Genomic DNA, 23,085 nt, shown 5'->3' with positions numbered 1-23,085 from the left:
TCAAATTTTGTCGATTCATCCATCGTTTGTGTAGGATGAGGCTGCAAAAATGTATCTTCGGTCATGGCGCTTGGTTTTGACCGTTTTTATCCTAAACTTTACTTAAAAAACAAAGCTATTTTATCTTCTATGGCAGCTATCACTTTAGATATCAATGGAAAAAAACATGACCTTGATATCGACCCTAAAATGCCACTTTTGTGGGCCATTCGCGATGTTGTTGGATTGAAAGGAACAAAATTTGGGTGCGGAATGGCACAGTGTGGCGCCTGCACTGTTCACATGAACGGTCACCCCACTCGCTCGTGTGTATTGCCAGTTCAGTCAGTGGTAGGAAGTAAAATTACGACCATCGAGGGAATTGGTACCGAAGAAAACCTTCATCCTGTTCAAAAAGCTTGGATTGACGAACAAGTACCGCAGTGTGGCTATTGCCAATCGGGACAAATTATGGCGGCCGCGGCGTTGTTGAAAGACAAACCTACCCCAACTGATGCCGACATTACCAGTGCCATGCAAGGCCACATTTGTCGGTGTGGTACCTACGACCGCATTCGTAAAGCGATTCATACGGCGGCAAAGTCTAAATCACCCAAAGGCGAAATGTCGGGAGGTAAGTAATCCATTCTCAAAACGCAAAAAAAGACATGAGTAATAGAAGAACATTCCTAAAAACCCTCGGACTTTCGTCGGCGAGTTTTGTGCTGGGGGTATCGAGTTTTGCGAAAGGCAATGCCGTCGTGAACATGACTACCGACCCACTGTCGTTGGCCCTCGAAATCAACCCCTTTATTGTGATTCAGCCTTCGGGACAAATCACCCTCATTAACCCGCGCCCTGACATGGGGCAAGGCTCTACCCAAGCGGTTCCGTCGTTGTTGGCTGAAGAGCTGGAAGTAAGCCTCGACCAAGTAACCATTGCGCAGTCGGACGGAAAAGGAAAATACGGGAATCAAACCTCGGGTGGAAGCAGTAGCGTGCGCGCTTTATGGACGCCGATTCGGCAAGCAGGAGCGGCAGCCAAAGAAATGCTTATCAAAGCCGCTGCCCAGCGCTGGAGCGTTCCTGAAAGTGAATGTTATGCCGAAAAAGCAAAGGTGATTCACCGTCCAAGCGGAAAATCGTTGACCTACGGGGAAGTAGCAGACGATGCCTCAAAGCTCGAAATTCCGAAAAATCCTAAATTGAAAGACGCCAAAGATTTTAAAATCATTGGAAAATACGCACCTCGTTTGGACGTGCCTGCCCGCGTAACGGGAAAAGCCGTGTATGGTATCGACGTAGAAGTGCCAGGCATGGTGTATGCCGTGATGCTACACAGCCCGATGATTCACGGAAAAGTAGTATCCATCGACGACTCGGAAGCGTTGAAAATCAAAGGAGTACAAAAAGTGTTAAAATGCGAGCGTCCGATGCCGCACCGTACGTCGGAAGCCGTTGCGATTATTGCCGATAATTATTGGGCGGCGCTTTCGGCCAAAAAAGCGGTAAAAGTGCAGTGGGATAACGGTACGTTGGGGCAAACGTTGACAACGGCCGCTTACTTTAAAAAATGCGCCGAAGCCGCGACCAAAGAAGGGCTAAAAGCGGAAGAAGAAGGCGATTTTGCCGCGACGTTTGGAGCGGCTGCCAAAAAATTAGAGGCTGTGTATGAAACACCGTTTTTAGCGCACGCACCTATGGAGCCCGAAAATGCCATTGCGCACATCAAAGACGACGGTACGGCCGAAGTTTGGGCACCGATTCAAGGGCCTGACTGGGCATTGCGCGATTTGGCAGGGTACTTGAAAATAAAACCCGAACAAATCAAAATCAACGTAGCGTTGTTGGGTGGAGCATTTGGACGTAAAGCCTACCACGATTTCTTATTGGAGGCTTGTTTTCTTTCAAAAGACGTGAAAAAGCCCGTAAAATTGGTTTGGACGCGGGAAGATGACATCACACAAGGGCCTTACCGCCCAGGCATGATGGCGCGGATGCAAGGAGGGGTAGATGCCAAAGGAAATATCGTGGCTTACCACCACCACCCGATTGGTGAGTCGATTCAGTTTCAGGTATTTAAAGCGCCTAGCAACAAACCCGACGACTGGGTATGTGGCGAGTTGAGTCAAAAAGAACAGAAATATAATATTCCTGCGTTTAAAATTTCTTATACCCACGTTCCTACCGAAATCCCTATCGTTTGGTGGCGTTCGGTGTATGCGTCCAACTTTGGTTTTAGTCAAGAAGGGTTTTTCGATGAGTTGGCACACGCGGCCAACAAAGACCCGTTGAAAGCTCGTTTGGAACTGATGAGCGATGCCCGTTTCAAAAAAGTACTCGAAACGTTGGCCGAAAAAGCCAATTGGGGTGAAAAACTGCCTGCGGGACAGGGAAAAGGTATTGCGATTTTTAAATCGTTTGGAAGTATCAGTGCCTGTTGCGTGACAGTAGCAAAACAAGGTACGGGCGTAAAAATCGAAAAAGTAGTGTCGGTGATTGACTGCGGTCATTACGTAAATCCCGATAACGTAAAAGCCCAAACTGAAGGAAATATTGTGATGGGGATTACGGCTGCGGTGAAAAAAGGTATCACCTTTACCAATGGCCAATCAGACCATACCAACTTCCACCAGTACCAAGTGATGCGGATGAACGAAATGCCTAAAGTGGAAATTCATATTGTGGAAAGTGGTGCAGAGCCAGGAGGCGTAGGCGAACCAGGTCTCCCACCGATTGCCCCTGCATTGGCCAATGCCGTTTTTGCCGCCACAGGAAAACGCATTCGTCGATTGCCTTTTGATTTGAATACGTTGGCGTAACTATTATTTCTTACCATCAAAAAAGCCCAATGAGTTCATTGGGCTTTTTTGATGGGGGTTAGTTTCTGACTCGCTTTGTTGGAATAATTACGGGTACAATGACCTCCTTTCCTTTTACGCTAAACGTGTAAACATTGGCTTTTTCATCCCATTGTTTTTCGACTGGTACAATGCGTGTCCTGCGCGGGCCAACTTTTTCTGAAGAGTTGTGAATGTGGTAAACATAATACAGTTGTTTGTCAAGTCCTTCAAACAGGTCTCCATGTCCTGAGCCGTTTTCGCCAACAATGGAACGATGAATAATAGGGTTGTTTTTGTATTTTACCCAAGGGCCGTAGGGCGAATCGGCCACGGCATAGCCAATGGCATAATCGATATTCTGGAAATGGTTGGCCGAATAAAACAGGTAATATTTATTTTTCAATTTTATAACCGTAGGGCCTTCCATAATGGGGCCTGATTTAAAATTAGGCGTTGCCTCCCAAGGCTCGGTTTGGTCAAAACATCTTTTCATGGTTTCGGGTTTTATCTTTCTGGTTTTCAGGTTAAACTCGGCGGCATACAAGTAGTTTCCTTTGTCAAAACGGACACAATAGAGATAATATTTGCCATCAGAATCCTTGAAAATATAGGAATCAATATTTTTCTCAGTGCCATCAATAGGCCCGATTTCATTTTGTCTGTAGGGACCCAATAACGATTTTGATTCTGCCAAAACGGTTTGTTCATCGGCCGTATAGGTCATATAATAAGTGCCCTTATCTTTGAATAGTTGGGGTGCCCAGAAGCCCTTGGTGCCGAAGGTGTGGTCGCCTTTGGTCAGAATCATTCCCAGCGAATCTTTTGACTTCGCAGGGAGTGTCCATGTTTTCAGGTCTTTTGATTCTAAAAACGCAAATCCTTGCGGCCCATCGTTTCCACTTTTTGACCCAGTAAGGTAATACTTGCCTCCTTCTACATAGACGGTCACATCTGCAAAAAAAACTTCTCGCTTTGCCTGTGCTGATGCCTGTAGAGCGGAAAATAAAAGGAGAGGATAAATAAGAATTGATTTCATTTTTTCGGGTTACGATTAGTTATTTTATCTGGTAAACTAAACCCTACCTACTTATCTACTCAACGGCACCTCCTATTTATCCTACCAGCCCGATAAAAAACGAGATGCTGCTGGTGGCTGTACTTCTACGATACGTATTGAAGACGTAAATAGAGTGTGTCTCAGTGCGTTCATAATCTCCCTTTTTTGTTTCAATGAAATTCCTCCTATATTTGCAAACCGTATGCTTGCATAATACCCAAAACACTTAACCTCCAATGGCACAATACTATAGCCGTCGTAATCTCAACTTTTTACTTCACGAAGTATTCGACGCCGCCTCGCTTAACAAATACCCGTATTTCAATGCTCACGACCGCGAAACGATTGATATGACGATTGATGCGGTAACCCAAATCGGGGATAATTTGATGTATCCTTACTTACGCGACCTTGACCGTAATCCCCCCGAACTGCATAATGGCAAAGTGACCGTTCATCCGAAAGTGGGCGATTACCTCAAAGCGATGGGCGAAGCGGGTTTGATTGGAACAAGTTTTTCGTTTGAAGATGGTGGTCAACAACTGCCTGAAACGGTGAGTTCGTGCTTGGGCTTTATTGTCATGGCGGCCAACAATGGCATGATGTACACGGGTTTGACCTCAGGAGCAGCGGGGTTGATTAACTCGTTTGGTACGGATGAATTAAAACAAACCTACGTAGCCAACATGCTTTCGGGCAAATGGCAAGGAACGATGGCGTTGACCGAGCCTCAGGCGGGTAGCTCGCTTTCGGACATTACTTCTACTGCTGCTCCGCAAACCGATGGAAGCTATTTGGTTAAAGGGCAAAAAGTTTTTATCTCGGCGGGCGACCACGACCAGTGTGAAAACATCATTCACTTGATGTTGGCGCGTATTGAAGGCGCTCCCAAAGGTACCAAAGGCATTTCGCTTTTTGTGGTGCCAAAATACCGCCTAGATGGCGCTGACAACGACGTGACTTCTACGGGAGTATATCATAAATTAGGACAACGAGGCGTGCCTGCCATGCACCTCACCATGGGCGACCGCGACGACTGCCGTGGTTGGTTGGTGGGAGAGCCACACAAAGGGCTTTCGTACATGTTTCAGATGATGAACGAAGCGCGCATTGGTGTCGGGATGACGGGCGCGGCGATTGCGTCGGCGGCTTATTGTGCATCGGTGCAATACGCCAAAGAACGTCCACAAAGTCGCCGTTTGAACGAAAAAGGCGCATTGGATAGTCCGCAAATTCCGATTATTCAGCACCCCGATGTAAAACGGATGTTGCTTTTACAAAAAGCCGTGGTAGAAGGTTCACTGTCGTTGTTGCTTGAAACGGCGCGTTGTGTTGACATTGCCCGCGCCAGCGAAGACCCCGAAGAGAAAGAAAAATACCACCTCATCCTCGAATTGTTGACGCCAATTGCGAAAACGTACCCTACCGAAATGGGTTTGGTAGCTGTGAGCAATGGCTTGCAAGTGCTTGGAGGTTACGGATTTACGGAAGATTTTCCGTTGGAGCAATACTACCGTGATATTCGTATTACGCCTATTTACGAAGGTACTACGGGCATTCAGTCGCAGGATTTGTTGGGACGTAAAATGACCATGAAGGGCGGGAAACCTGCGCAATTGCTGTTTGCCGAAGTGGCAAAAACCATTGCTGAAGCCGAAACCCACGAGGAATTGAAGCCTTATGCCCAAAAATTAAAAGCGGAATTGGGACGTTTGCAAGAAGTAACGATGGCCTTGATGCCGTATGCCATGCAGGGCGACATTGAGCGCTACTTGATGGATGCAACGTTGTTTATGGAAATGTTTGGGATTATTGCCGTGGCGTGGCAGTGGCTGAAACAAGGAGTTGTGGCCAAAAATGCGCTCCTCACCCAACAACCTGAAGGCGATGAATTGGCATTTTACGAAAGCAAAATTCATACAATGAAGTTTTATTTCCACTACGAAGTGCCAAAAACGCTTGGATTGGCGGTTCGCTTAAAAGATACCGAAGTGTTGACCATTGAAACCGAAAAAGAGTTAGCACTTTAAAAGATAAAAATCAACAATTGAAAACCGAAGCAACAGTCCCGACAATTGTCGGGATTTGTTGTTTTTGAGGGACTTTGCTTTTAAGTTTGTGCTTTAACCTACCACAGACAAAATGATTATTGGTATCGGCGGCCGAAGCCGTTCTGGAAAAACTACCCTCGCCGAAACACTGGTTTGGCACGAACGTTCGCAAAACAAAAAGGCCATTACGCTGCACCAAGACGATTTTGTGAACCGAATAGAAGACATCCCACTCGTTCGCGATCACATTGATTGGGAAATCCCTGCCTCGATTGACTTTGAATTGTTGCGTAAAACAGTCGCTTTTTTGCAGACTCAATTTGACGTTGTGGTGGTTGAAGGGTTTTTAGCGTTTGCCGATGTTGAATTAAATTCGATGTACGACCGCTGTTTTTTTACAGTTATTTCGGAAGAAACCTTTCGGATTCGGAAAGCGGCCGATACGCGCTGGGGGCAAGAGCCCGAATGGTACGTGACGTACATTTGGGAAAGTTTCTTAGCCTACGGCCAACCTCCTGCTTCGCTGGCCAATCTGATGGAGATTGATGGGGCAAAACCGTACCCAATGGAAGAAATTGTGGAGTTTTTGCGCCATTCTGGCAGTTAGCATATTTGTTAAGAAGCCATTTTGTCGTGAAAATGGGGTTGGTATGTGGTTTGTACTTGTATCATCACACAGCAACCACTTACGACAATGAAAGCAAAGATTGAAATTCCGCAAGATATAATTACCGCCATCGACTACGCCAATACCACCAACGGAGGTATGAGCGAGCCTACTTTGGCAGTGCAGCAAAACGAAGAAGGGTATGAAGTCAAAGTCAAAAAAGCAGGAGTAAGTGCCGACAACTTTGGCCTAGATGTCGTCAATGACCGTCTTTGGGTATATCACTTCGTTGATCTTTTTGCCGAACGTCCCGAGGGACTAGACAACCTAAAAACAGCCCATACAATTGGTAGTTTGTTTTTGCCAAATGACGTGAATGTAGAGGAAATTGTGGCACGCTTTGATGCTCAAGCCAACGTGCTAAAAATTTCGATTCCCTTTAATCACGCCAAGCGAAACTTCCGTCGTCATATCGACATTGAGAAATGGTAAGTGCGAAGCGGCGCTCACACCCCGATTGACGTGCGAAGGGGTGCTCACACCCCGACGTATGCGGAAAACTGTGAGCACCCCTTTATTTGAGTAAAATAGCGTCTTTATTTCTTCAAAATCTTGAACTCTACCCGACGGTTGATTTGGCGTCCTTCTTCGGTGTCGTTGGTGGCTTTTGGTTTGGCTTCTCCGTAGCCTTTACTTTGCACGCGGTCGGGTTCAATGCCCTTGCCAATAAAATATTCCCGTACTGAATCAGCACGTTCTTGCGAAAGTTTTAAGTTGGCAGCATCCGTACCAACGTTATCGGTATGCCCTCCAATTTCCATCACCAAGCCTGGATTTTCGTTGAAAGTGAGAACCATACGGTCTAGCTCGGCATTAGATTCGGGACGTAAAGCTGCTTTACCAGTATCGAAAAAGAGGTTGTTTAGTACCCCAACCGCATTGATTTCAATCGGTACAAGCGTAAGGTTGGTTCCGTTTACTTCCTGAAACCCACCTTTCATGTTGGTAAGGTCGATGCTTTGAGCTTCGGCAATAAAGTCTTTCGCCACTGCCCGCACGCCATACTTCACACCCTTGGGCAACACAATTTTGTATTCTCCCGTGCGGGGGTCAGTTTGAGCAGTTCCCACTTCCGTACCATCAGCAAGGTTTTCGTAAATGATGCGAGCGTCAATCGGTTTACCCGTTTTGGTATCAACAACCTTTCCACTCACCAATGCTACTGGGTCAGGCGCAGGTACGATAGGTGCGGCAGAAGGCTCGTCCGATTTGATTTTAATGCGAACGATGTCTCCTTTGCCGAGGGTATTTTTCTTTGAAACCATGTAGGCATAATCACCTGCTGCTGCAATGGCATAATAGGCATCGTAGCCATCGGTGTTGATAGCTGGGCCTAGATTGACAGGTTTTGACCAGCGCTTCCACGTTTTATCAATGCGTTTGGTATAATAAATATCGTTGCTACCTTGTCCCCCTGGGCGGTCGCTTGAAAAATAAATGGTGGCACCGTCAGAGGCCAAAAAGGGTGTTGTTTCCGTAAAATCGTCGGTATTTACTTCTACGCCGAGGGTTTGTGGTTTGGTCCAAGTGCCATTTTTTTGGAGAAAACTTACGTACAAATCGTCTTTGGTACTGCGTTTTTTCTCGCTAAAAGCCATGAGCAATGTTTTGCCATCGTTCGATAAAAAACCGCACATGTACTCGCCTTTGCTCATTCCTTCCAAGCCTGGAATATTCAATTTACTGGGCGCTGACCAGCCATTGACGGTACGCTTACTAAACGAAAATCCGCGCGTTTCGTAAGCGCCACGGTCGTAAGCGCCCATAATGAGCAAGGTGTTACCATCGGGTGTGACACTGTACGCACAGTTGTATTCTTCTTTGTTGAGCGGAGGAGTCATTCGTTTGGCCAAACTCCATTGGCTATTTTGCCACTCCGAAAACCAAATGTCTTGGCTTCCTTCTTGACCGTGGGCGTTTTGGGGATGACTTACCCGCCCAAAATAGAGGGTTTTGCCGTCGGGAGAAATGACGGGGTTGATTTCGTTGTATTCGGAGTTGATGGCATTGCCCAAGTTTTCGACTTTAGGCTGGGCAAAAACAATCGCAGTTGGAAAAATAAAACAGCTAAAAGCAATAAGAGTTGACTTCATTTCAAAATGGAAGTTAGAGGCTTTTCTACGCTAAAAAGCGAATTTCGTACCATTTTAACGAAATAGTTGCTAAAATTGATATTCAAAACATTTTTGTGGGCAAACTTACGACATTTGTCCGCAAAAGCGCGTGCCAGCGGTTACAATAACTGCTGGTCGGTTTCTCAAAACCGAATGTTGTGAGCGAGGTTTTGAGAAACCTCAGTGTTGGATTTGAGAATCCAACGACACGTTTTTGTGTCAGCGGTTACAATAACCGCTGGTCGGTTTCTCAAAACCGAATGTTGTGAACGAGGTTTTGAGAAACCTCGGTGTTGGATTAGAGAATCCAACGGCACGCATTTGCACGTTTTTGTGTCAGCGGTTACAATAACGGCTGGTCGGTTTCTCAAAACCGAATGTTGTGAACGAGGTTTTGAGAAGCCTCAGTGTTGGATTTGAGAATCCAACGGCACGCATTTGAGAATCCAACGGCACGTTTTTGTGTCAGCGGTTACAATAACCGCTGGTCGGTTTCTCAAAACCGAGAGTTGTGAATGAGGTTTTGAGAAACCTCAGTGTTGGATTTGAGAATCCAACGGCACACCTTTGCGATTCCAAAGCTACAATCAAACAATAACCCATTCAAACCCTCACAAATGGAGTCGCTAGTCCCCAACGAAGCCACACCTCCCGTCGAACTTCCGCCCAAGTATTACCTTGATTACTTTTTGTTTCTGGTTGAGTTTGTGGAAAAACTTTACGGAGAAATCCTCAATGAAGCCGAACAACAGTTTATCGCCGATTTTCGAGCGCTGTCGGAAGATGCTCAGTGCCTTTTTGTGCGATTCAGTAATCGGAGAGGGCTTTTTTTTAGAACCAATAAGTTGAAATACAATGAACTCGAAGATATTCCTGCGGCGCTTTACGAACTGGAAGAACGCGGTTTTATTGAACCTTTGGAGGTAAAACACGAAGCTTATGCCAGCGAAATCCTGAATTTATTTACCAAAGACGAATGGATAAAATTGGCACCTCCGACCGAATTATCGCTCAAACCCCTCAAAAAGCCCGATTTAATTCGGTTTTTGAGTCATACGTTTACGTTTGAGCTGGTGGTGTCGCGCATCAATTCGCCCGAATTGCTGGGGGAGCCCGTGATTAAAGTAAGCTACGAAGTGGAAGTGATGATGCTGAAATTCTTGTTTTTTGGCAATCGTCATGCCGACATGACGGAGTTTGTGGTGCGTGATTTGGGTAAAGTGAATTTTGAACGTTACCGAGACGATGCCTATACGGCACGTTTTGCCACGCGCCAAGACGCCGAGGATAAATTTATGGTGTCGCTGACGGCGCAGCAATTCTATGAATTTCAGGAAGCAGCTACTCCGCCCGAAGAAATTTTCGATTGGTTTATGAACTGGCAAGCGGCTCTGCACACGCTCAGCGACGTAGCCCAACCTGGGTATGTCAAGCTGATAAATCGAGTGGGGGCGTTTTTGGAGCGACAAAAACTACCCGAACAAGCGCTAACGGTGTATCAGTTGACCGACCAGATTCCGTCGCGGGAGCGTCGGGTTCGACTGTTGCATCGGATGGGGTTTGTGGAAGAGGCGATGGCGTTGTGCGAGGCGATTGCGCATACCCCCCAAAATGCCGATGAACGTTTTTTCGCGCTCGATTTTCAAGAAAAAATTACGAGTACCAAAAAACGGGTGAAAAAGAGTGTCACGCGGTTTTTGCAAGAATCGAGCAGTGTACAGATTCCGATTAGTTATCGGTATCGGGTGGAGCAAGGAGTAGCCGATTATTTTGTGGAAAAAGGCTACGGGGCTGTTCATGCCGAAAATTATCCGTGGCGGGGGCTATTTGGGCTTATTTTTTGGGAAATTATCTACGACACCAACGTTCAGGCCATTCACCATCCCTTGCAACGGATGCCATCGGATTTTTACCAACCTGATTTTTACCGAAAACGTGCTCCCCAAATCCGTGAGCGACTGTCGGAGTTGGATACCAACGAAAAAGTTGCCCAAGTGCTTGAAAGTACGTTTATCGAAAAGTTTGGGATTGCCAACGTATTGGTCGATTGGAATGACATCTTGTTGGAATTGGTGAAATTGATTGCGCAAAGTCTCAGCCCGATGCAGCTGCGGGCTATTTTGCTCGAAATGGCGACGAATTTACGCGAAAACACCCGAGGTTTTCCCGATTTGATGGTGTGGAGCGAACAAGGACTGGAGCTCGTGGAAGTAAAGTCTCCGACCGACCATCTTTCGGCTCAGCAGCTGCATTGGATGCACTTCATGGCCGATTTGGGGGTCAATGCGCGGGTATTGCGTGTGGAATGGAAGGCCGATTTAGGCTAAAAAAAAACCTCCCGAAAGTTCTAAAACTTTCGGGAGGTTGGAGTAGGTTGAAGATTGACAACCAATTATTTAATGCGGAAGGTCGCATTCATACGGTAGCTGTACTTGATTTTTTCGTATTCAAGTCCACCGCCCGACTCAGGCATGGCATCAGCGGCCATCATCCGTACGTTGTACTGAGCTTGTTTGTACATCGGATAGACGTTGCCCTCTTCTACTTCGTGGATTTCGAGTACTTCGCCTAGTTTTTCGCCAATCGACTCCAACAAATAGCCTGCTTTTTCCTTAGCCGCTTTGAGGGCGTTGATTTTTACTTGGCGGCGAAACTCCTCTTTTTTCGAGTGTTCCACCCGACTCATGTTTACGTATTCGACGCCACGGTCATCGACTTTGGCCATGAGGTCGTTGATATTATTCGCGTTTGAAAGTTTCAGTTGAAATTGCTTGGCGGCCAAAAAGTGTTGGGGTTTTTTCTTGCCCGTCCATTCGCGGTAGCCTGTTACGCCACTGACCGAGAGATTTTCTTTGGGCAAACCTGCACTTTTAACGGCTTCAATCAATTGCTTTTCAAGCGTTTCGAGCGACACTTTGTCTTTCTGATTTTTTTCGTCTTTAAAATATTCTTTCAACGAAATAGTGAAATAAAGCTCGTCGGGTACAATTTCGAGTTCGGCAGTGCCTGTCACCTCGATTTTTTTGATGGGGTCTTTGTCCACGGTGGTAGATGTTTGAGCAAACATGGATAGGCTTGATACAAGCAAAACGGCTGTTAATACGAAACGTTTCATGGTTAGTAAAGAAAAATTAGATGGTTTTGGGCTAAAAACGTCAAAGTAGTCCCCAAATTGTGAATAGTTTTGTTAATGATTCCTAACGCTTCAAGGTGATTTTGGCGGTTTTCTGCACTTCTCCCGCCATGAGTCGGGCGTAGTAGGTGCCTTCGCTCATGAACTGTACATTGAAGTGAACGGTGTAATTCCCAGCTTCTTGCTGCTTGTTGACAACCAAAGCACCCACCCGCGTTCCGCGCGAATCATACACATAAAGCGATACTTCGGCGGCTTCGGGTAAGCGGTAGCGAATGTTGATTTGTTGATTAAATGGATTCGGAAAAATTTGAAGAAACTCATCCGATTCGGTCGAAGCGACAGAAGTGCTTTGTGGTTTTGAAGGTGTTTTTGGTTCTTCCACTTCTTCTTCTTCGTCCTCTTCTTCTTCATTGGCGGCCGCAACGGCTTCCATTGGTTCTTCCGAATTAGCTACTATAGGCGCGTTCTTAAGTTGGGTTGCCAAGGGTAGAATAATCTTTTCAGGCTCGGGCGCTGCCTCAATCGGTTTGGAATTGGTGGTTAAGCTACTGGCTTCCGTGGGTTGACTTTCGTTGTGCAGGCGATTAAAAGCACTCACCGTGTAGTTGTACTTGGTGTTGGGTTTTACTTGGGTATCGGTAAAAGTGAAGGTAGATGCACCTTCGGTTTTTACCACAATGCTTCGAATGGCTTGGGCCGAGCGCAGGTCAATCGACGATTGTTGGCTGCTGCGATACACTACAAAATAGCGAGCTTTATCGCGCTCGGACGTCAACTGGTACGGAAAAGACCACGAGACAGTAACCGTGTTGTTATCGTTCAATTTTGCGGTCAGTTCTTTAGGGCTCGGTGGAGCTGCTTGGGTTTTCCAAGGCATGGCAGGTACCAAGGCGGGACTTTGATACACTTCCTGACAAAGTGCATCGCAAAATCGGTTGGGGTTGTTCCTCAGGGTTTTGGCGCTAAATAAAATACTTCCATGAACATTCTCAAACGAACGATTATAGCGCACTTGATTGGGTACTTCCAGCCGACGTTTCCAGTAGGAATCACTGTTGACTTTATAAACGCCGTGGCCGATGTAGAGATGAGGTTCGGAGACGTTATCACTCCACCACGACACCAATTGGGCATAATTGGCGGTCGTACTTCCCATGCTCCAATAGACTTGCGGGGCGATGTAGTCCACCCAGCCTTCTTGTACCCATTTACGAGAATCGGAAAAATTGCCCGAAAAAGCCTCAAAACCGCGAGAATTGGAGCCTTCGGGCGAGCTGCTGCGGTTGCGCCAGATACCAAAAGGCGATACCCCAAATTTAATCCAAGGTTTGACGCGACGAATACTATCAGACACGGTTTTGACGAGCAAATTGACGTTATCGCGCCGCCAATCGGCTTTGTTGGTAAAACCTCGGCTGTAATTTTGGAACGTTGCTTCGTCGTTGAGGCTTACTTTAGGAACGGGATACGGGTAAAAATAATCGTCGAAATGAACGCCGTCTAGGTCGTAGCGGCGAACGACGTCCATAACCACGCGGGTGACGAAGGTGCGCACTTCGGGCCGCCCTGGGTCGAGAATCCGTAGCGTTCCGTACGAAAGTAGCACATCGGGGTGCGTTTTGGCGATGTGGTTGGGTGCTAACGACGCCCGACGAATATCAGTAACGGCGCGGTAGGGGTTTATCCAAGCGTGAATTTCAAGGTTACGCTTGCGGCATTCTTGAATGGCAAAAGCGAGCGGGTCATAGCCAGGAGATTGCCCTTGCTGCCCCGTTAGCCATTCCGACCAAGGTTCGAGCTTGCTCTCATAAACGGCATCGCAGGCGTTGCGAATTTGGAAAAAAACGGCATTTAACCCCCTTAGTTGAATCAAATCCAGTAAATCGCGAAGTTCTTGCTGCTGTTGCTGCGCCGATAGCCCTTTTTGAGAGGGCCAGTCAACATTGCCCACATTGGCAATCCAGACTCCTCGAAACTCACGTTTGGGTTGGGCAAAAAGCGAACAACTAATCAGCAGTAAAAGAAGTGTATATTTCAAAAATGACATGGTATGAAAGCTCAACGTAGAAAACCCTGCAAAATTAACGCCAATCTCTCACATAATGGTACGTTTGGGGAAGAACAAACCTCAAATGCTGGATGTGTTAGTGGATTTGAGGAGTGTGTATGAGGACTTTAAGGGGGAAAATTAGTATTCGTTGATCCAGAAGTCCCAAATTTGAAACATTTCAAGGGTTTCGTCATCGGCTTCAATGTTGCTGAGTTTGGAGTATTCAATCGGAACAAGATAATTTCCATGCTCCATTTTGAGTTGGAAATCTTCTTCAGTGAAACCTTCTGCATCGCTGTGCAAACCGACGACTTTTACCCGTTTTACTTCTATATCGCCGTCCTTCTTTTTGAGTTGGGCGGTAGCATAAAATGGAAAAACGAGTGTTTCGTCAAAAGTACAGTGCCAGCCCGAGCTCATTTCATACTCGTCGTAGGTATCTACGATGATTTCGTAGTCAATCTTATAGCGGATTTCTTCGGGAGTAAGCATGTTTTATACTTTTCTATTCAAATAATTGCTTGACGATTTTAACTTCATTGGGCATTGTGTATCTCCTTTTTTAAGTCTGCAAAAGTGCGAGTAGGAATTTTTCCTTCCTTCATAAGCTTCACTTCTTTCAATCCCTCCTCAATCTCTTGCATAAGCGTGAGCGGCGGGTCTTGGTTGTCTTCGCTGATAATCAGTGCTTTGAGTTCTTCTCGGACACGTTTGGGGAGAACTTTGTATTGTTCGTAAATAATTTGTGCAGTGCTCATGGTTTGTCTGTTTTATCTAAACAAAGATAAGGGGAAATCTTTTAAATTTCTTCTGAATAGGTTACTCCTCCCATCCGACGGATATTCATAAAACTCAAACCCGCTCGGCATTTCTTCCAACAAATCCGCCGCTTTGGGGGTAATAGCGCGTACCGCCTTTGGCAGTAGGTGTTGCTCTGATATAGGCCGTAGCACCTTGGTGGTTGGTGTGGGAGAGTTTAGGGTGCATGAGTTTACAATTTTACGAAGTACATTCTTGTCCAGTACAGAGGAAATAGACGATTTTGAAAAGTTTTTCGATATGAGTTTGCCAAACTGTGTCACTTTTCCTTTGGGATTGATAGAGATCTGTAAAGTCTGGACTTGCTGAATCCTCGCCGTGTGTAAGGTAGAGTTTGTTGCGAATATTCTTATTAAGGTCGTCTAAATCCGTTAATAATTGCACACTTGCATTTTTTTTCAACAAAAGAAATCCTATTTGTACGTGTAAAATTTGTTGATAATCTTTTGGTGGACGTTCAGGAATTGGTAGAATTAAATATTTTCCAGTTTTTGGATCATATTTCAAAGGGCTTTTTTGCTTTCCATCAAGTTGATAGGTATTGTAATTGGTTACGACCTGCCCATTTTTTTCTATCAAACTGTAATCATATTCCAAGAATATCTCAGAACCATAAACCCATTTATAATGCTTTGTAAATAGTAAATTCAAATAAGTAATCGGTCGATTATTATTGCCAAGATGATGGGTATATATAGTGCCTTGTGAATCCGTTAATGTCAAATTCGGTTGGGTCTTCTCATAATACACCTCCTGTATCTCATTCAATGTACTCCAAAGCGTCAAAAAAGCGAGTTCCCAATCAGAATAGAAAAATGTTTTTTCATCAAATTTGGTTTGCTCATAGGCTTTTTTGAGTAATCCGACAAACATAGTCAATCGCTCCTCTATACGCTCTTTGTTTTTTTGATTTCCCTTATTCGTGAAATTCCAATGCTGTTTTATCAGATTAATTTTACTCCAATACTTCCTTAGTAGCTCTCCCTTTTTCAAGCATTTTTTTACTGTTTCGTGGAAGTTTTTAAAGTTTTCCACCGAAAAGTCTGCATCGTGGGCATTTTCGGGGTGTTCTTTTACATAGTAGCCATCGGCTCCTGCTTCGTAGAGTTCATCCATGTTCCATGCCTTGTTGGAGGCGGTGAACATGATAACGGGGACGACGGGGTTAGCCTCTTTTATTTTGGGAAGTATTTCAATGCCTTTTTTTTCTGAAATATAGTAATCAAGCAAAATTAAATCGTATTTATCGTCTTTAATATCAGGCAAATACGATTCATTCCATAAACCTTTTGACTCAATAGTTATACTTTTCCCATCTTTCAAAATTCTTTCCCTAAAAACTCCTTCTAAGCACTGTTGCCATCCGTTTTCGTACTTGTCATCAATAAATAAAACCTTTAAATCTCGTTCCCAAAACGGTACATATTTGGAGTAGTCAAATGTCTCTGATACATCAATATTTGATATTAAATATTTGAAAAACAGAGTCTTAGGGTATATGTAATCTATTTCCTTTTCTATACCCGCTACCTGAGCCATACGGTAAGCCCCCCACTCGTTGGCAATATCGTGGTTAGATGTATCGTGACTTCTAATGTACAGTGTTTTTTGAAAGATATGCTCCGATTTTTTAACTTGCTCTTTGTTACAAATACCTACTAATTCTTCTATCGTTAATAGAGAGGGGATGATGTATCTTGTTGATTTTGATAGCCTACTTGGTTTGTTTTCAGGAGGTTTTACCCAAGTTTGAATAGGTTGTTGCGAAATAAAATTAGGATTAACCAAAAATATACCTTCTGTTTTAAGGATTTGTGGATAAACATTAGTTTCTGAAAATATTTCCGACAGTTCTTTGAATGAGAGGATAACGATTGGAAAATTTCTTACTTCTTGGTTTTGGTGCAAGCGTATATGTAATGCAAAGTCAAAAGCAGATAATCTACAATCTTTTTCATCTTTTAAATAGTTTTCATTATCAAAGAACAACAGATTACTAATGACCAATATATCGTTGTTTTGGGCGAAATCCTGAATTTTACTCAGGGCCCATTCAAAGGCTGGAATTTCTTGTTCGTGCGATTTTTTATATGTTTCTGGTAAACTAAAATCAGATAAATCAACAACTTGATTAAGTAAACTAACATGCTTAAAATCAAAGTAAGAGCTATTTTGAAGGAGAAGTATTTTCATCGGGGTAAAATTTTTATTTCTGTTTCTATGATTTCGTCAATGAGTTGTAAAAAATCGTTAAACTGAGTATCATTTTTATGGAGTTCACTTACAAACTCACGAGTTATATCTTCATCGAAACCAGCCAAATTGCAGACAGTAATAAAATCAGCTTCGACAATATCTTTCCAATTAGCTTTTAACCGTACTTTTTTTTGTGGTTTTGAGGTTTGTGTAAGCTTTTCAGAAAGGGTCTTAGGGGGCTTAGGGACAACGATATATTCTTCCCAACAGCTATTTTTAATTCTTACTTCTATTTCTTGTGCTTTTCCCTTGTTTGCTTTTTGTCCATATTTTAAAATAAAGAAATTGGGGTTATTATACAACTTCAACCAATACCTAACAAACATATCAAAATTGTCGTATAAATCATCTCGTTCGATTCTTACATCGGTTTCAATAAGCGGGCGTCCTCTTTTAAGGTTTTCTACCCCTAATTTATGTACCTCCTCATCACTCAAACCTCGTCGATACATATTGCCACTGAAACGTATTACGCTTATTTTTCCTTGTAGTGCTGTTTCTAATTGCTCTACAACATTGTCGGGGAAAAGCGTCCCATTACTATCTTTTTTATGCGGATGACTATTATGGATAAATATAAAAATTCGGTCAGCTGTAATCTGTTTAAACTCATTTGAACTTGTATCAAACGGAAACTCATCATATTTTTCAAAAAAGAACTCTACTTCATTTATACCTCCAAAATCTGACAATCGTTTTCTTAATGAGCGTAAGGACTCCTTTGCAATATTATCATTTCCCCAAAAAGGCTTCTCATCAATAAATAATATTGGCTTGTTCATTGCTCTACGAATGGTAAAAAGTGAGTTTATGGGTGATGCCCTCATACCAAGGGGCGGAGTGCGGTTGGTTGTCGGCAGAGTTTAAGAAAAAGTATTCTTGGTTTTCGCCGTCAGTATCTTGGTACAACACCGACCAATCGGCCAAAGACCAGAGACGTTGTTTGGTTTTTTCTAAACGAATGTTTTCAAAGGCACTCGCATCATTGATGCGTCCTTTTTCCAAATGTACATAGATTACCGTTGCAAAAAATGGGGCTTGTTCTGTACCTCTTTGGATAACGGTTGAGCGTAGCCAAATTACTCTATCTTCAGAATTGGCTTGATAATCAGTGTTTATGGCCAAATCTTTCAGTAGAGAACGAATGGATTTAACTGTTTCCCACGTGTCTGTAAAGAATGAACAATTGATATTGAACTCTTCAAGGCTTGGTTTAAAAACTCCTCGATGCGGTTTGTCAAATAATGATTTGATAATTGAAATAACTTCTTCTTTTTTAGATGGACTTATAGTATCCATTGTTTTTGGAAGCTTAATTCCTTCTGAAAAATGGTTAGGTACAACAATATTTTTATCTTCAATTAGAGATAATATCGTTGGTTTGAGTGCATTGGCTAGAATCAAATCTTGAAAATAGTCGCTGCCTACTCGTATTTGAGCACGAAATACTTTAGCCGCTTTGCTTACGGCTTTATTGGGTGCTACGGCTTCGTGAGTTTCTTCTGCGGGTTCGGCCATTTGTATTTTTGCCTTTCGTAACAAGAGCTTTGCTAATGGGCTTACCATCTGTTTGGGTCGTCCTTTCAAAGGCAGTAGTCCATGTTCCTGAAAGTAGGCTACACCATCGGTATTGTAGGCTTTTACAAAGGCTGATAGCTTCTGATGAAGGCGTGGCGTAAGCACCATTTTCAACCCATCCATTTGGGCGTTGACCTTGGCTAAGTTAGCCATAAAATCAAAGTCGCTGACATCAGGGTCGTGCAATAGCTCCCGAAAACCCGTATCGTTCACCACCCTGAAATTTCGTAAAAACTCAACTACCCTGCGTGGGTTATGGTCAATAGGGGATTTCCATTTACTGATAGCTTTGCTTTGGGTTTTAACTGCGTCGTCACCCTGTTCTACCCGTCGCAGTTGTGCTTTTAGTGTCTGATACACAGTGTCCTCCCCCCCCCGTACCATTTTGAGGTAGTTGATTTTACCTGCTACTACGTTACGAAGTTGGGCTTCTTCCTTCTTTTTATTCGCTTTTTTAGGGATATAGTGCTGTAAAAACTTTTGCTGGGCAGTTTCATAGCCCAATGTTTCCCAATTGTGCAGCATAGCCCGTACTTCACGAATGAATTTTTGAGGAACGTTCACTCGTTCATTTACGGTTATGCCCGTTACTTCTTGTCGGCTATTTTTGAGTTGTAGCCTAACTTTCTTCATATTAATGGTAAAGCCTTCTTCTTTGATAATGCTATCCAGATGGCTCAAAAATCCATTTTGAAATGGCTCATCACTTGAAAAAGTCAAATCGTCGGCATACCGAGTATAGATGATTTGGTGTGTTTTTACCAAGCCTTCAATACGTCTATCTAATCGCTGACAAATCAAATTGGACAAAAGTGGGGAGGTGGGTGCTCCTTGTGGCAATGCTTCTTCAAAACAACATAGTTTTGCAATCATACCTGCTACTTTGGGGTGAGCAGAGACAGGGGGCAGTTGGAGTACTTTTGATACTCTTTTGATAGAGATAGAGGGAAAGAAATTTTCGAGGTCAAGGTTTAAGACAAAGTTTTTATTTGCATGGCCAATGGCATTAGTTACGACATTTCGCTCAATCACATAGCCATTAACCGATTTTGTGGGGGAATAGGTCTCTTGCAAAATAAAAGCCAAGCAATGCTGAATAAATTTCAGTGATTTTTTGGGAGCATTAATCGTCCTGACACCACCAGTCTTTTTAGGAATCTGAAAAGATTGGTAGAGTTTACCTACGTTTTTGAGGTGATAAATGAGTTTTTTGTTGGAGATGGGAAATTCAAGAGCAGCATTTATAACACACAAAAAGTCATCAAAACTTTCTGCGTTTTGTAACAACTGCACTAATGCTTCTTTATCTGATTGAGGGAAGGTCATTTAAAAATAAGGGTGTCTGTCGGGTTTCTAAATCCCAATATAATATTTCTAAAATATCAAGTATCACAAAAATACCCAATAAGAAGATATATAAGAGAACTCAACAAAATAGTCAAATTCTTGAAAAGTCAATGAAGCAACCCTTCATTGGAAGCACCGCGAAGCGCGATACAGAGGTCAAATCCCATTGACAGACACCCATAATGGTTTACAAAGTTAGTGTTTTTACCCAAATATACATTTTTTCACTACGCAACGTAGCTGCGAGCGCATTGGAGGTCTCAATCAAGGTTCGGCCATAGCCCCGCTTTGAAACCCAGCAAAAGGAAAAACATCAAATAGATTGTTACCTGTACCCATGCGGCCAGCAAAATGGCACAAACGAAGAAACCAATTTTCAAGAACTTCAAGATTTTCATTTTCTTCGGGGGATTAGCATGATGATAGTGGTGATGGCCATGGGATATAAAATACAAAAAACGATGGAGGCTTTGGTGTAGTTGTAGCCGTATTTGGCCATGTACTGCAAAAATTTTACCAGCAGGTCGTAATAAAACAAATAGCTACGCAGACTGAGCATAACGGTCAGGCCGACAAAGTAAATGAGTGTTATGTAGGGCAGCGTTTTAAACTTGTAGTCTAAACTGATGCACCATGCGCCTGCAATCAAAACAAAATAGACAAAAATGTTTTGCGCTTCGTAGCCCAAGAAATTGAAGGTGGATTCAAACATAAAAGTGGTCGTGAGGTTGTGCTAAAAACGTCATTAACTAAATAATATTTTCACTACGCCGCGTAGCGATGCGCTCCGTTGGTGAAAAGCTCGCGCCGCGCCCGTGTGATACCCGTGTAGAGAAAACGCAAATCAAGTGTCTTCATCGAGGTGTTCATAATCACCGTATCCCACTCGCTGCCTTGTGCTTTGTGTACGGTGAGGGCGTGGCCGTAGTTGAGCTGGAGAGCGCTTAGATAACGGCTCTCGCGGATGTCTTTACTTTCCCGAAATGCCTTGTTCTCGCGCATTTCAGAAGCGTAAAGCCCTTTGAGCTGTTCCTTGGTCAGTTTACTAATCAAGGAATTTGCCAAGACCAACGACAGAATGCTAAAGTCTTTGTTATGTTCGTCTTTGAAGGCGATTTCAGCCTCGACAAATTCCAAATCAGCCACGCGATGACGTTTGGAGTCAACGGCTTTTACTACACCTACCTCGCCATTGGCTACGTAATGTTGGCCCATGTGCGTTTGGGTAAGAACGACGGTATCATTCGTTGCCAAACTCCCCATTAACCCTAATTCCTGGCGAATGAGGGCGTTACATTTGTCGCGGTAGCTGTTGCTAAGTGATAAAATCGCTACGCGCTCGTGCTGCCCTTGCTCAAAACGCTCCAGATAAAGGCGTACGGCGTCTTGATCGCCTCGGTAAAGTTGACCGATGTAGTTAGGCATCGCCAACCGTCGTGTTTCCATGCTTTGGCGGAGTTGATGAGCGACCTGCAAAATAGGAGAGCCATTGGCTTGACGTTTTACCTCTGACAATTCCACGGTACTTCCTCGTAATCCGTAGCGTTGCTGTAGGTGTGAGGCAAGGAGCGCGGGCGCCTCTTCGTGAACGCCGTAACCTACAGGCGGTAATTGGTAGGCATCGCCCACAAAAATGATTTTGTTTTGGGCGTGACCTTGTCGTACAAAATCTACAAAGTCGGCCAACAATGGATTGGCAGCCACAAAATCGCCCGAAGCATCAAGGCGGTCGCTGACCATCGAACTTTCGTCCGCGATGAATACCTGTAATGTGGTACAATCGTTGGCGCGTCGAATCAGGCGGACTACGGCCTGTTCCACGTCCGTTTGAGGGGTATAAAAACAGCTGTGCATGGTGCGAGCAGGAAGCCCCATTTTACGACCAAGATTTTTGGCCGCCCGCCCCGTTGGGCCGAGAGGAACTGGAACAATACTTTTGCTGGCCAAGTACTGCGTGACAGCACTCATAATACTCGTCTTGCCTGTTCCCGCTGCTCCCCGAACAATCAAAAAATGGTCGTCGCTGTCAAGAAATGACTCAATGCTACGGAGCGCGTTGGCTTGTTCGGTAGTAGGAGTAAAGGGGAGGAAAGAGAGTAAATTCGTCATAATGGTCAGGGCTTTTGGTTAGAAGCCGCTGCAAAGATTAGGCAGTCAATTGCCATTTTGTTAGATTTGACAAGAAATTTACCAAAAATGAAAAAAGGCAGGGAAAGTGATGGCAAGCGTTTGAAAAGGGTTCTAAGGCTACATCAGTTGCTGAGAAGTGGCGATTCTTTTTCGACTGAGCAGTTGCAAGAGGCGTATTTTGACCTAACCCAAGAACGGGTAGAGTTAAAAACGCTGCAAAATGATTTGCGGTTTATGAGGAAAGAACTGCACGCACCTCTGCCCGAAAAAGCCAATAAGCATGATGGGTATTATTATAATCCTAAAGAAAGCTATTCCATTTTAGAAGCCTTGGATGACAGTTATTTTGGTACGCTCAACGAAGCTATTGCGCTGCTACGTCAAGCCTCAAAATCAAAGGAATTTGTGGGGTTGGAAGACATTTTATTGCGGTTAGAGCAACGGATTTCAGTGACGGAAGCTGAAAAAAGCACGACCATCGAATTCGAGGCAGTGGAATTGAAGGGTAAAGAATTGCTTCCTAAAATCCACCAAATGATTCTGAAAGGATATTTTTTAAGAATCCAATACGCGCCATTTGATCGACCTGCTTATGAAAGACATATCTTTCCATTATTGCTCAAAGAATACAACAAGCGTTGGTTTTTGATTGGGTGGGAAAACGACAAAGCATCGCCTCAAACCCTAGCGATAGACCGCATAGATTCATTACGTGAAAGTCAGTTTGATAGTTTTGTCTTTGATAGAAAGGCCAACTGGAAACGCCCGTTTGAGGAGATGATAGGAGTGACGTTTGAAGGTGCTTTGGAGACGGTTATTTTACGTTTTTCCACCAATCGGTTTCCTTATGTTGAAACCAAAAAATTGCACAAAAGTCAGAAAGTGCTTGAAAATCAACTCTGTACTGTTGCATTGCACATTTATACCAACCGTGAGCTAAAAGCCAAAATCCTTGAATATGGTGCTGATGTGGAAGTGCTTTCTCCCGAAACCCTAAGACAAGAAATAGCCGAAACACTGCGTAACGCCTTGGCTTTGTATGAGTGACTCCAAAAGCC

19 protein-coding genes are annotated in these 23,085 nt (G+C 44.0%); 7 read left to right on the top strand and 12 right to left on the bottom strand.

Annotation, left to right across the window (positions count from 1 at the left end):
* Positions 1-129: 129 nt before the first annotated feature.
* On the top strand, positions 130-621 hold the full coding sequence (locus AC23N5_RS04210) for a (2Fe-2S)-binding protein (RefSeq protein WP_183977275.1): 492 nt from the start codon (positions 130-132) through the stop codon (positions 619-621).
* A gap of 26 nt (positions 622-647) precedes the next feature.
* A complete protein-coding gene (locus tag AC23N5_RS04205) occupies positions 648-2,801 on the top strand; it encodes a xanthine dehydrogenase family protein molybdopterin-binding subunit (protein ID WP_487754577.1) in 2,154 nt (717 codons plus the stop codon).
* Positions 2,802-2,859: 58 nt separating this feature from the next.
* Here the strand turns inward: AC23N5_RS04205 and AC23N5_RS04200 are convergent, their stop codons facing one another.
* Positions 2,860-3,858, bottom strand: coding sequence for a glycoside hydrolase family 43 protein (locus tag AC23N5_RS04200; protein ID WP_487754576.1), 999 nt, complete (start codon positions 3,856-3,858; stop codon positions 2,860-2,862).
* A 257-nt stretch (positions 3,859-4,115) separates the two neighbouring features.
* Here AC23N5_RS04200 and AC23N5_RS04195 point away from each other — a divergent pair, with 257 nt between their 5' ends.
* From AC23N5_RS04195 to AC23N5_RS04185, 3 genes are all read left to right on the top strand, one after another.
* Entirely contained in the window at positions 4,116-5,909 is a 1,794-nt protein-coding gene (locus AC23N5_RS04195) for an acyl-CoA dehydrogenase (protein WP_487754575.1), read from the top strand.
* Positions 5,910-6,021: 112 nt separating this feature from the next.
* Positions 6,022-6,537, top strand: a complete 516-nt coding sequence (locus AC23N5_RS04190) for a uridine kinase family protein (RefSeq protein WP_487754574.1) — start codon at positions 6,022-6,024, stop codon at positions 6,535-6,537.
* A gap of 87 nt (positions 6,538-6,624) precedes the next feature.
* The gene (locus AC23N5_RS04185) at positions 6,625-7,029 is read left to right on the top strand and encodes an Hsp20/alpha crystallin family protein (RefSeq protein ID WP_183977285.1); all 405 of its coding nucleotides are present in this window, start codon (positions 6,625-6,627) and stop codon (positions 7,027-7,029) included.
* A gap of 104 nt (positions 7,030-7,133) precedes the next feature.
* Here AC23N5_RS04185 and AC23N5_RS04180 read toward each other — a convergent pair whose 3' ends face one another.
* Positions 7,134-8,690: an OmpA family protein gene (locus AC23N5_RS04180; RefSeq protein WP_183977286.1), complete on the bottom strand. Its 1,557-nt coding sequence runs from the start codon at positions 8,688-8,690 to the stop codon at positions 7,134-7,136.
* Positions 8,691-9,328: 638 nt separating this feature from the next.
* Here AC23N5_RS04180 and AC23N5_RS04175 point away from each other — a divergent pair.
* A complete protein-coding gene (locus AC23N5_RS04175) occupies positions 9,329-11,038 on the top strand; it encodes a VRR-NUC domain-containing protein (RefSeq protein ID WP_487754573.1) in 1,710 nt (569 codons plus the stop codon).
* 65 nt (positions 11,039-11,103) lie between these two features.
* Here AC23N5_RS04175 and AC23N5_RS04170 read toward each other — a convergent pair whose 3' ends face one another.
* The 10 genes from AC23N5_RS04170 to AC23N5_RS04125 all read right to left on the bottom strand — a co-directional run bounded on the left by AC23N5_RS04170 (position 11,104) and on the right by AC23N5_RS04125 (position 22,006).
* Positions 11,104-11,826, bottom strand: coding sequence for an SIMPL domain-containing protein (locus tag AC23N5_RS04170; RefSeq protein ID WP_183977291.1), 723 nt, complete (start codon positions 11,824-11,826; stop codon positions 11,104-11,106).
* A gap of 82 nt (positions 11,827-11,908) precedes the next feature.
* On the bottom strand, positions 11,909-13,894 hold the full coding sequence (locus tag AC23N5_RS04165) for a family 10 glycosylhydrolase (protein WP_487754572.1): 1,986 nt from the start codon (positions 13,892-13,894) through the stop codon (positions 11,909-11,911).
* 141 nt (positions 13,895-14,035) lie between these two features.
* Positions 14,036-14,389: a calcium-binding protein gene (locus AC23N5_RS04160; RefSeq protein ID WP_487754571.1), complete on the bottom strand. Its 354-nt coding sequence runs from the start codon at positions 14,387-14,389 to the stop codon at positions 14,036-14,038.
* Positions 14,390-14,433: 44 nt separating this feature from the next.
* Positions 14,434-14,655 carry a hypothetical protein gene (locus AC23N5_RS04155; RefSeq protein WP_487754570.1) on the bottom strand — a complete coding sequence of 74 codons (222 nt, stop codon included), beginning with the start codon at positions 14,653-14,655 and terminating at the stop codon, positions 14,434-14,436.
* A gap of 94 nt (positions 14,656-14,749) precedes the next feature.
* Positions 14,750-14,884, bottom strand: coding sequence for a hypothetical protein (locus tag AC23N5_RS04150; RefSeq protein WP_487754569.1), 135 nt, complete (start codon positions 14,882-14,884; stop codon positions 14,750-14,752).
* 12 nt (positions 14,885-14,896) lie between these two features.
* Positions 14,897-16,909 (bottom strand): response regulator, encoded by a 2,013-nt coding sequence (locus tag AC23N5_RS04145; RefSeq protein WP_487754568.1) that lies wholly within the window; start codon positions 16,907-16,909, stop codon positions 14,897-14,899.
* Positions 16,906-17,754: a hypothetical protein gene (locus tag AC23N5_RS04140; protein WP_487754567.1), complete on the bottom strand. Its 849-nt coding sequence runs from the start codon at positions 17,752-17,754 to the stop codon at positions 16,906-16,908. Before AC23N5_RS04140 ends, AC23N5_RS04145 begins: the two co-directional genes overlap by 4 nt.
* Positions 17,755-17,758: 4 nt before the next feature.
* The gene (locus AC23N5_RS04135) at positions 17,759-19,876 is read right to left on the bottom strand and encodes a reverse transcriptase domain-containing protein (protein ID WP_487754566.1); all 2,118 of its coding nucleotides are present in this window, start codon (positions 19,874-19,876) and stop codon (positions 17,759-17,761) included.
* A 415-nt stretch (positions 19,877-20,291) separates the two neighbouring features.
* The gene (locus tag AC23N5_RS04130) at positions 20,292-20,609 is read right to left on the bottom strand and encodes a hypothetical protein (RefSeq protein ID WP_487754565.1); all 318 of its coding nucleotides are present in this window, start codon (positions 20,607-20,609) and stop codon (positions 20,292-20,294) included.
* Between the two features lie 53 nt (positions 20,610-20,662).
* A complete protein-coding gene (locus tag AC23N5_RS04125) occupies positions 20,663-22,006 on the bottom strand; it encodes an ATP-dependent DNA helicase (protein WP_487754564.1) in 1,344 nt (447 codons plus the stop codon).
* Between the two features lie 87 nt (positions 22,007-22,093).
* Between AC23N5_RS04125 and AC23N5_RS04120 the strand changes: the two genes are divergently transcribed.
* Entirely contained in the window at positions 22,094-23,074 is a 981-nt protein-coding gene (locus AC23N5_RS04120) for a helix-turn-helix transcriptional regulator (RefSeq protein ID WP_487754563.1), read from the top strand.
* The last annotated feature ends 11 nt before the right edge of the window (positions 23,075-23,085 follow it).

It is taken from the genome of Runella sp. R5_40, assembly GCF_057652295.1.
This window is presented reverse-complemented; position numbering and strand designations above follow the sequence as displayed.

Bases quoted from the DNA above. Each gene is read 5' to 3' on its own strand.
- AC23N5_RS04210 (WP_183977275.1), top strand. From the start codon at position 130: ATGGCAGCTATCACTTTAGATATCAATGGAAAAAAACATGACCTTGAT.
- AC23N5_RS04205 (WP_487754577.1), top strand. From the start codon at position 648: ATGAGTAATAGAAGAACATTCCTAAAAACCCTCGGACTTTCGTCGGCG.
- AC23N5_RS04200 (WP_487754576.1), bottom strand. From the start codon at position 3,858: ATGAAATCAATTCTTATTTATCCTCTCCTTTTATTTTCCGCTCTACAG.
- AC23N5_RS04195 (WP_487754575.1), top strand. From the start codon at position 4,116: ATGGCACAATACTATAGCCGTCGTAATCTCAACTTTTTACTTCACGAA.
- AC23N5_RS04190 (WP_487754574.1), top strand. From the start codon at position 6,022: ATGATTATTGGTATCGGCGGCCGAAGCCGTTCTGGAAAAACTACCCTC.
- AC23N5_RS04185 (WP_183977285.1), top strand. From the start codon at position 6,625: ATGAAAGCAAAGATTGAAATTCCGCAAGATATAATTACCGCCATCGAC.
- AC23N5_RS04180 (WP_183977286.1), bottom strand. From the start codon at position 8,690: ATGAAGTCAACTCTTATTGCTTTTAGCTGTTTTATTTTTCCAACTGCG.
- AC23N5_RS04175 (WP_487754573.1), top strand. From the start codon at position 9,329: ATGGAGTCGCTAGTCCCCAACGAAGCCACACCTCCCGTCGAACTTCCG.
- AC23N5_RS04170 (WP_183977291.1), bottom strand. From the start codon at position 11,826: ATGAAACGTTTCGTATTAACAGCCGTTTTGCTTGTATCAAGCCTATCC.
- AC23N5_RS04165 (WP_487754572.1), bottom strand. From the start codon at position 13,894: ATGTCATTTTTGAAATATACACTTCTTTTACTGCTGATTAGTTGTTCG.
- AC23N5_RS04160 (WP_487754571.1), bottom strand. From the start codon at position 14,389: ATGCTTACTCCCGAAGAAATCCGCTATAAGATTGACTACGAAATCATC.
- AC23N5_RS04155 (WP_487754570.1), bottom strand. From the start codon at position 14,655: ATGAGCACTGCACAAATTATTTACGAACAATACAAAGTTCTCCCCAAA.
- AC23N5_RS04150 (WP_487754569.1), bottom strand. From the start codon at position 14,884: ATGCACCCTAAACTCTCCCACACCAACCACCAAGGTGCTACGGCCTAT.
- AC23N5_RS04145 (WP_487754568.1), bottom strand. From the start codon at position 16,909: ATGAAAATACTTCTCCTTCAAAATAGCTCTTACTTTGATTTTAAGCAT.
- AC23N5_RS04140 (WP_487754567.1), bottom strand. From the start codon at position 17,754: ATGAACAAGCCAATATTATTTATTGATGAGAAGCCTTTTTGGGGAAAT.
- AC23N5_RS04135 (WP_487754566.1), bottom strand. From the start codon at position 19,876: ATGACCTTCCCTCAATCAGATAAAGAAGCATTAGTGCAGTTGTTACAA.
- AC23N5_RS04130 (WP_487754565.1), bottom strand. From the start codon at position 20,609: ATGTTTGAATCCACCTTCAATTTCTTGGGCTACGAAGCGCAAAACATT.
- AC23N5_RS04125 (WP_487754564.1), bottom strand. From the start codon at position 22,006: ATGACGAATTTACTCTCTTTCCTCCCCTTTACTCCTACTACCGAACAA.
- AC23N5_RS04120 (WP_487754563.1), top strand. From the start codon at position 22,094: ATGAAAAAAGGCAGGGAAAGTGATGGCAAGCGTTTGAAAAGGGTTCTA.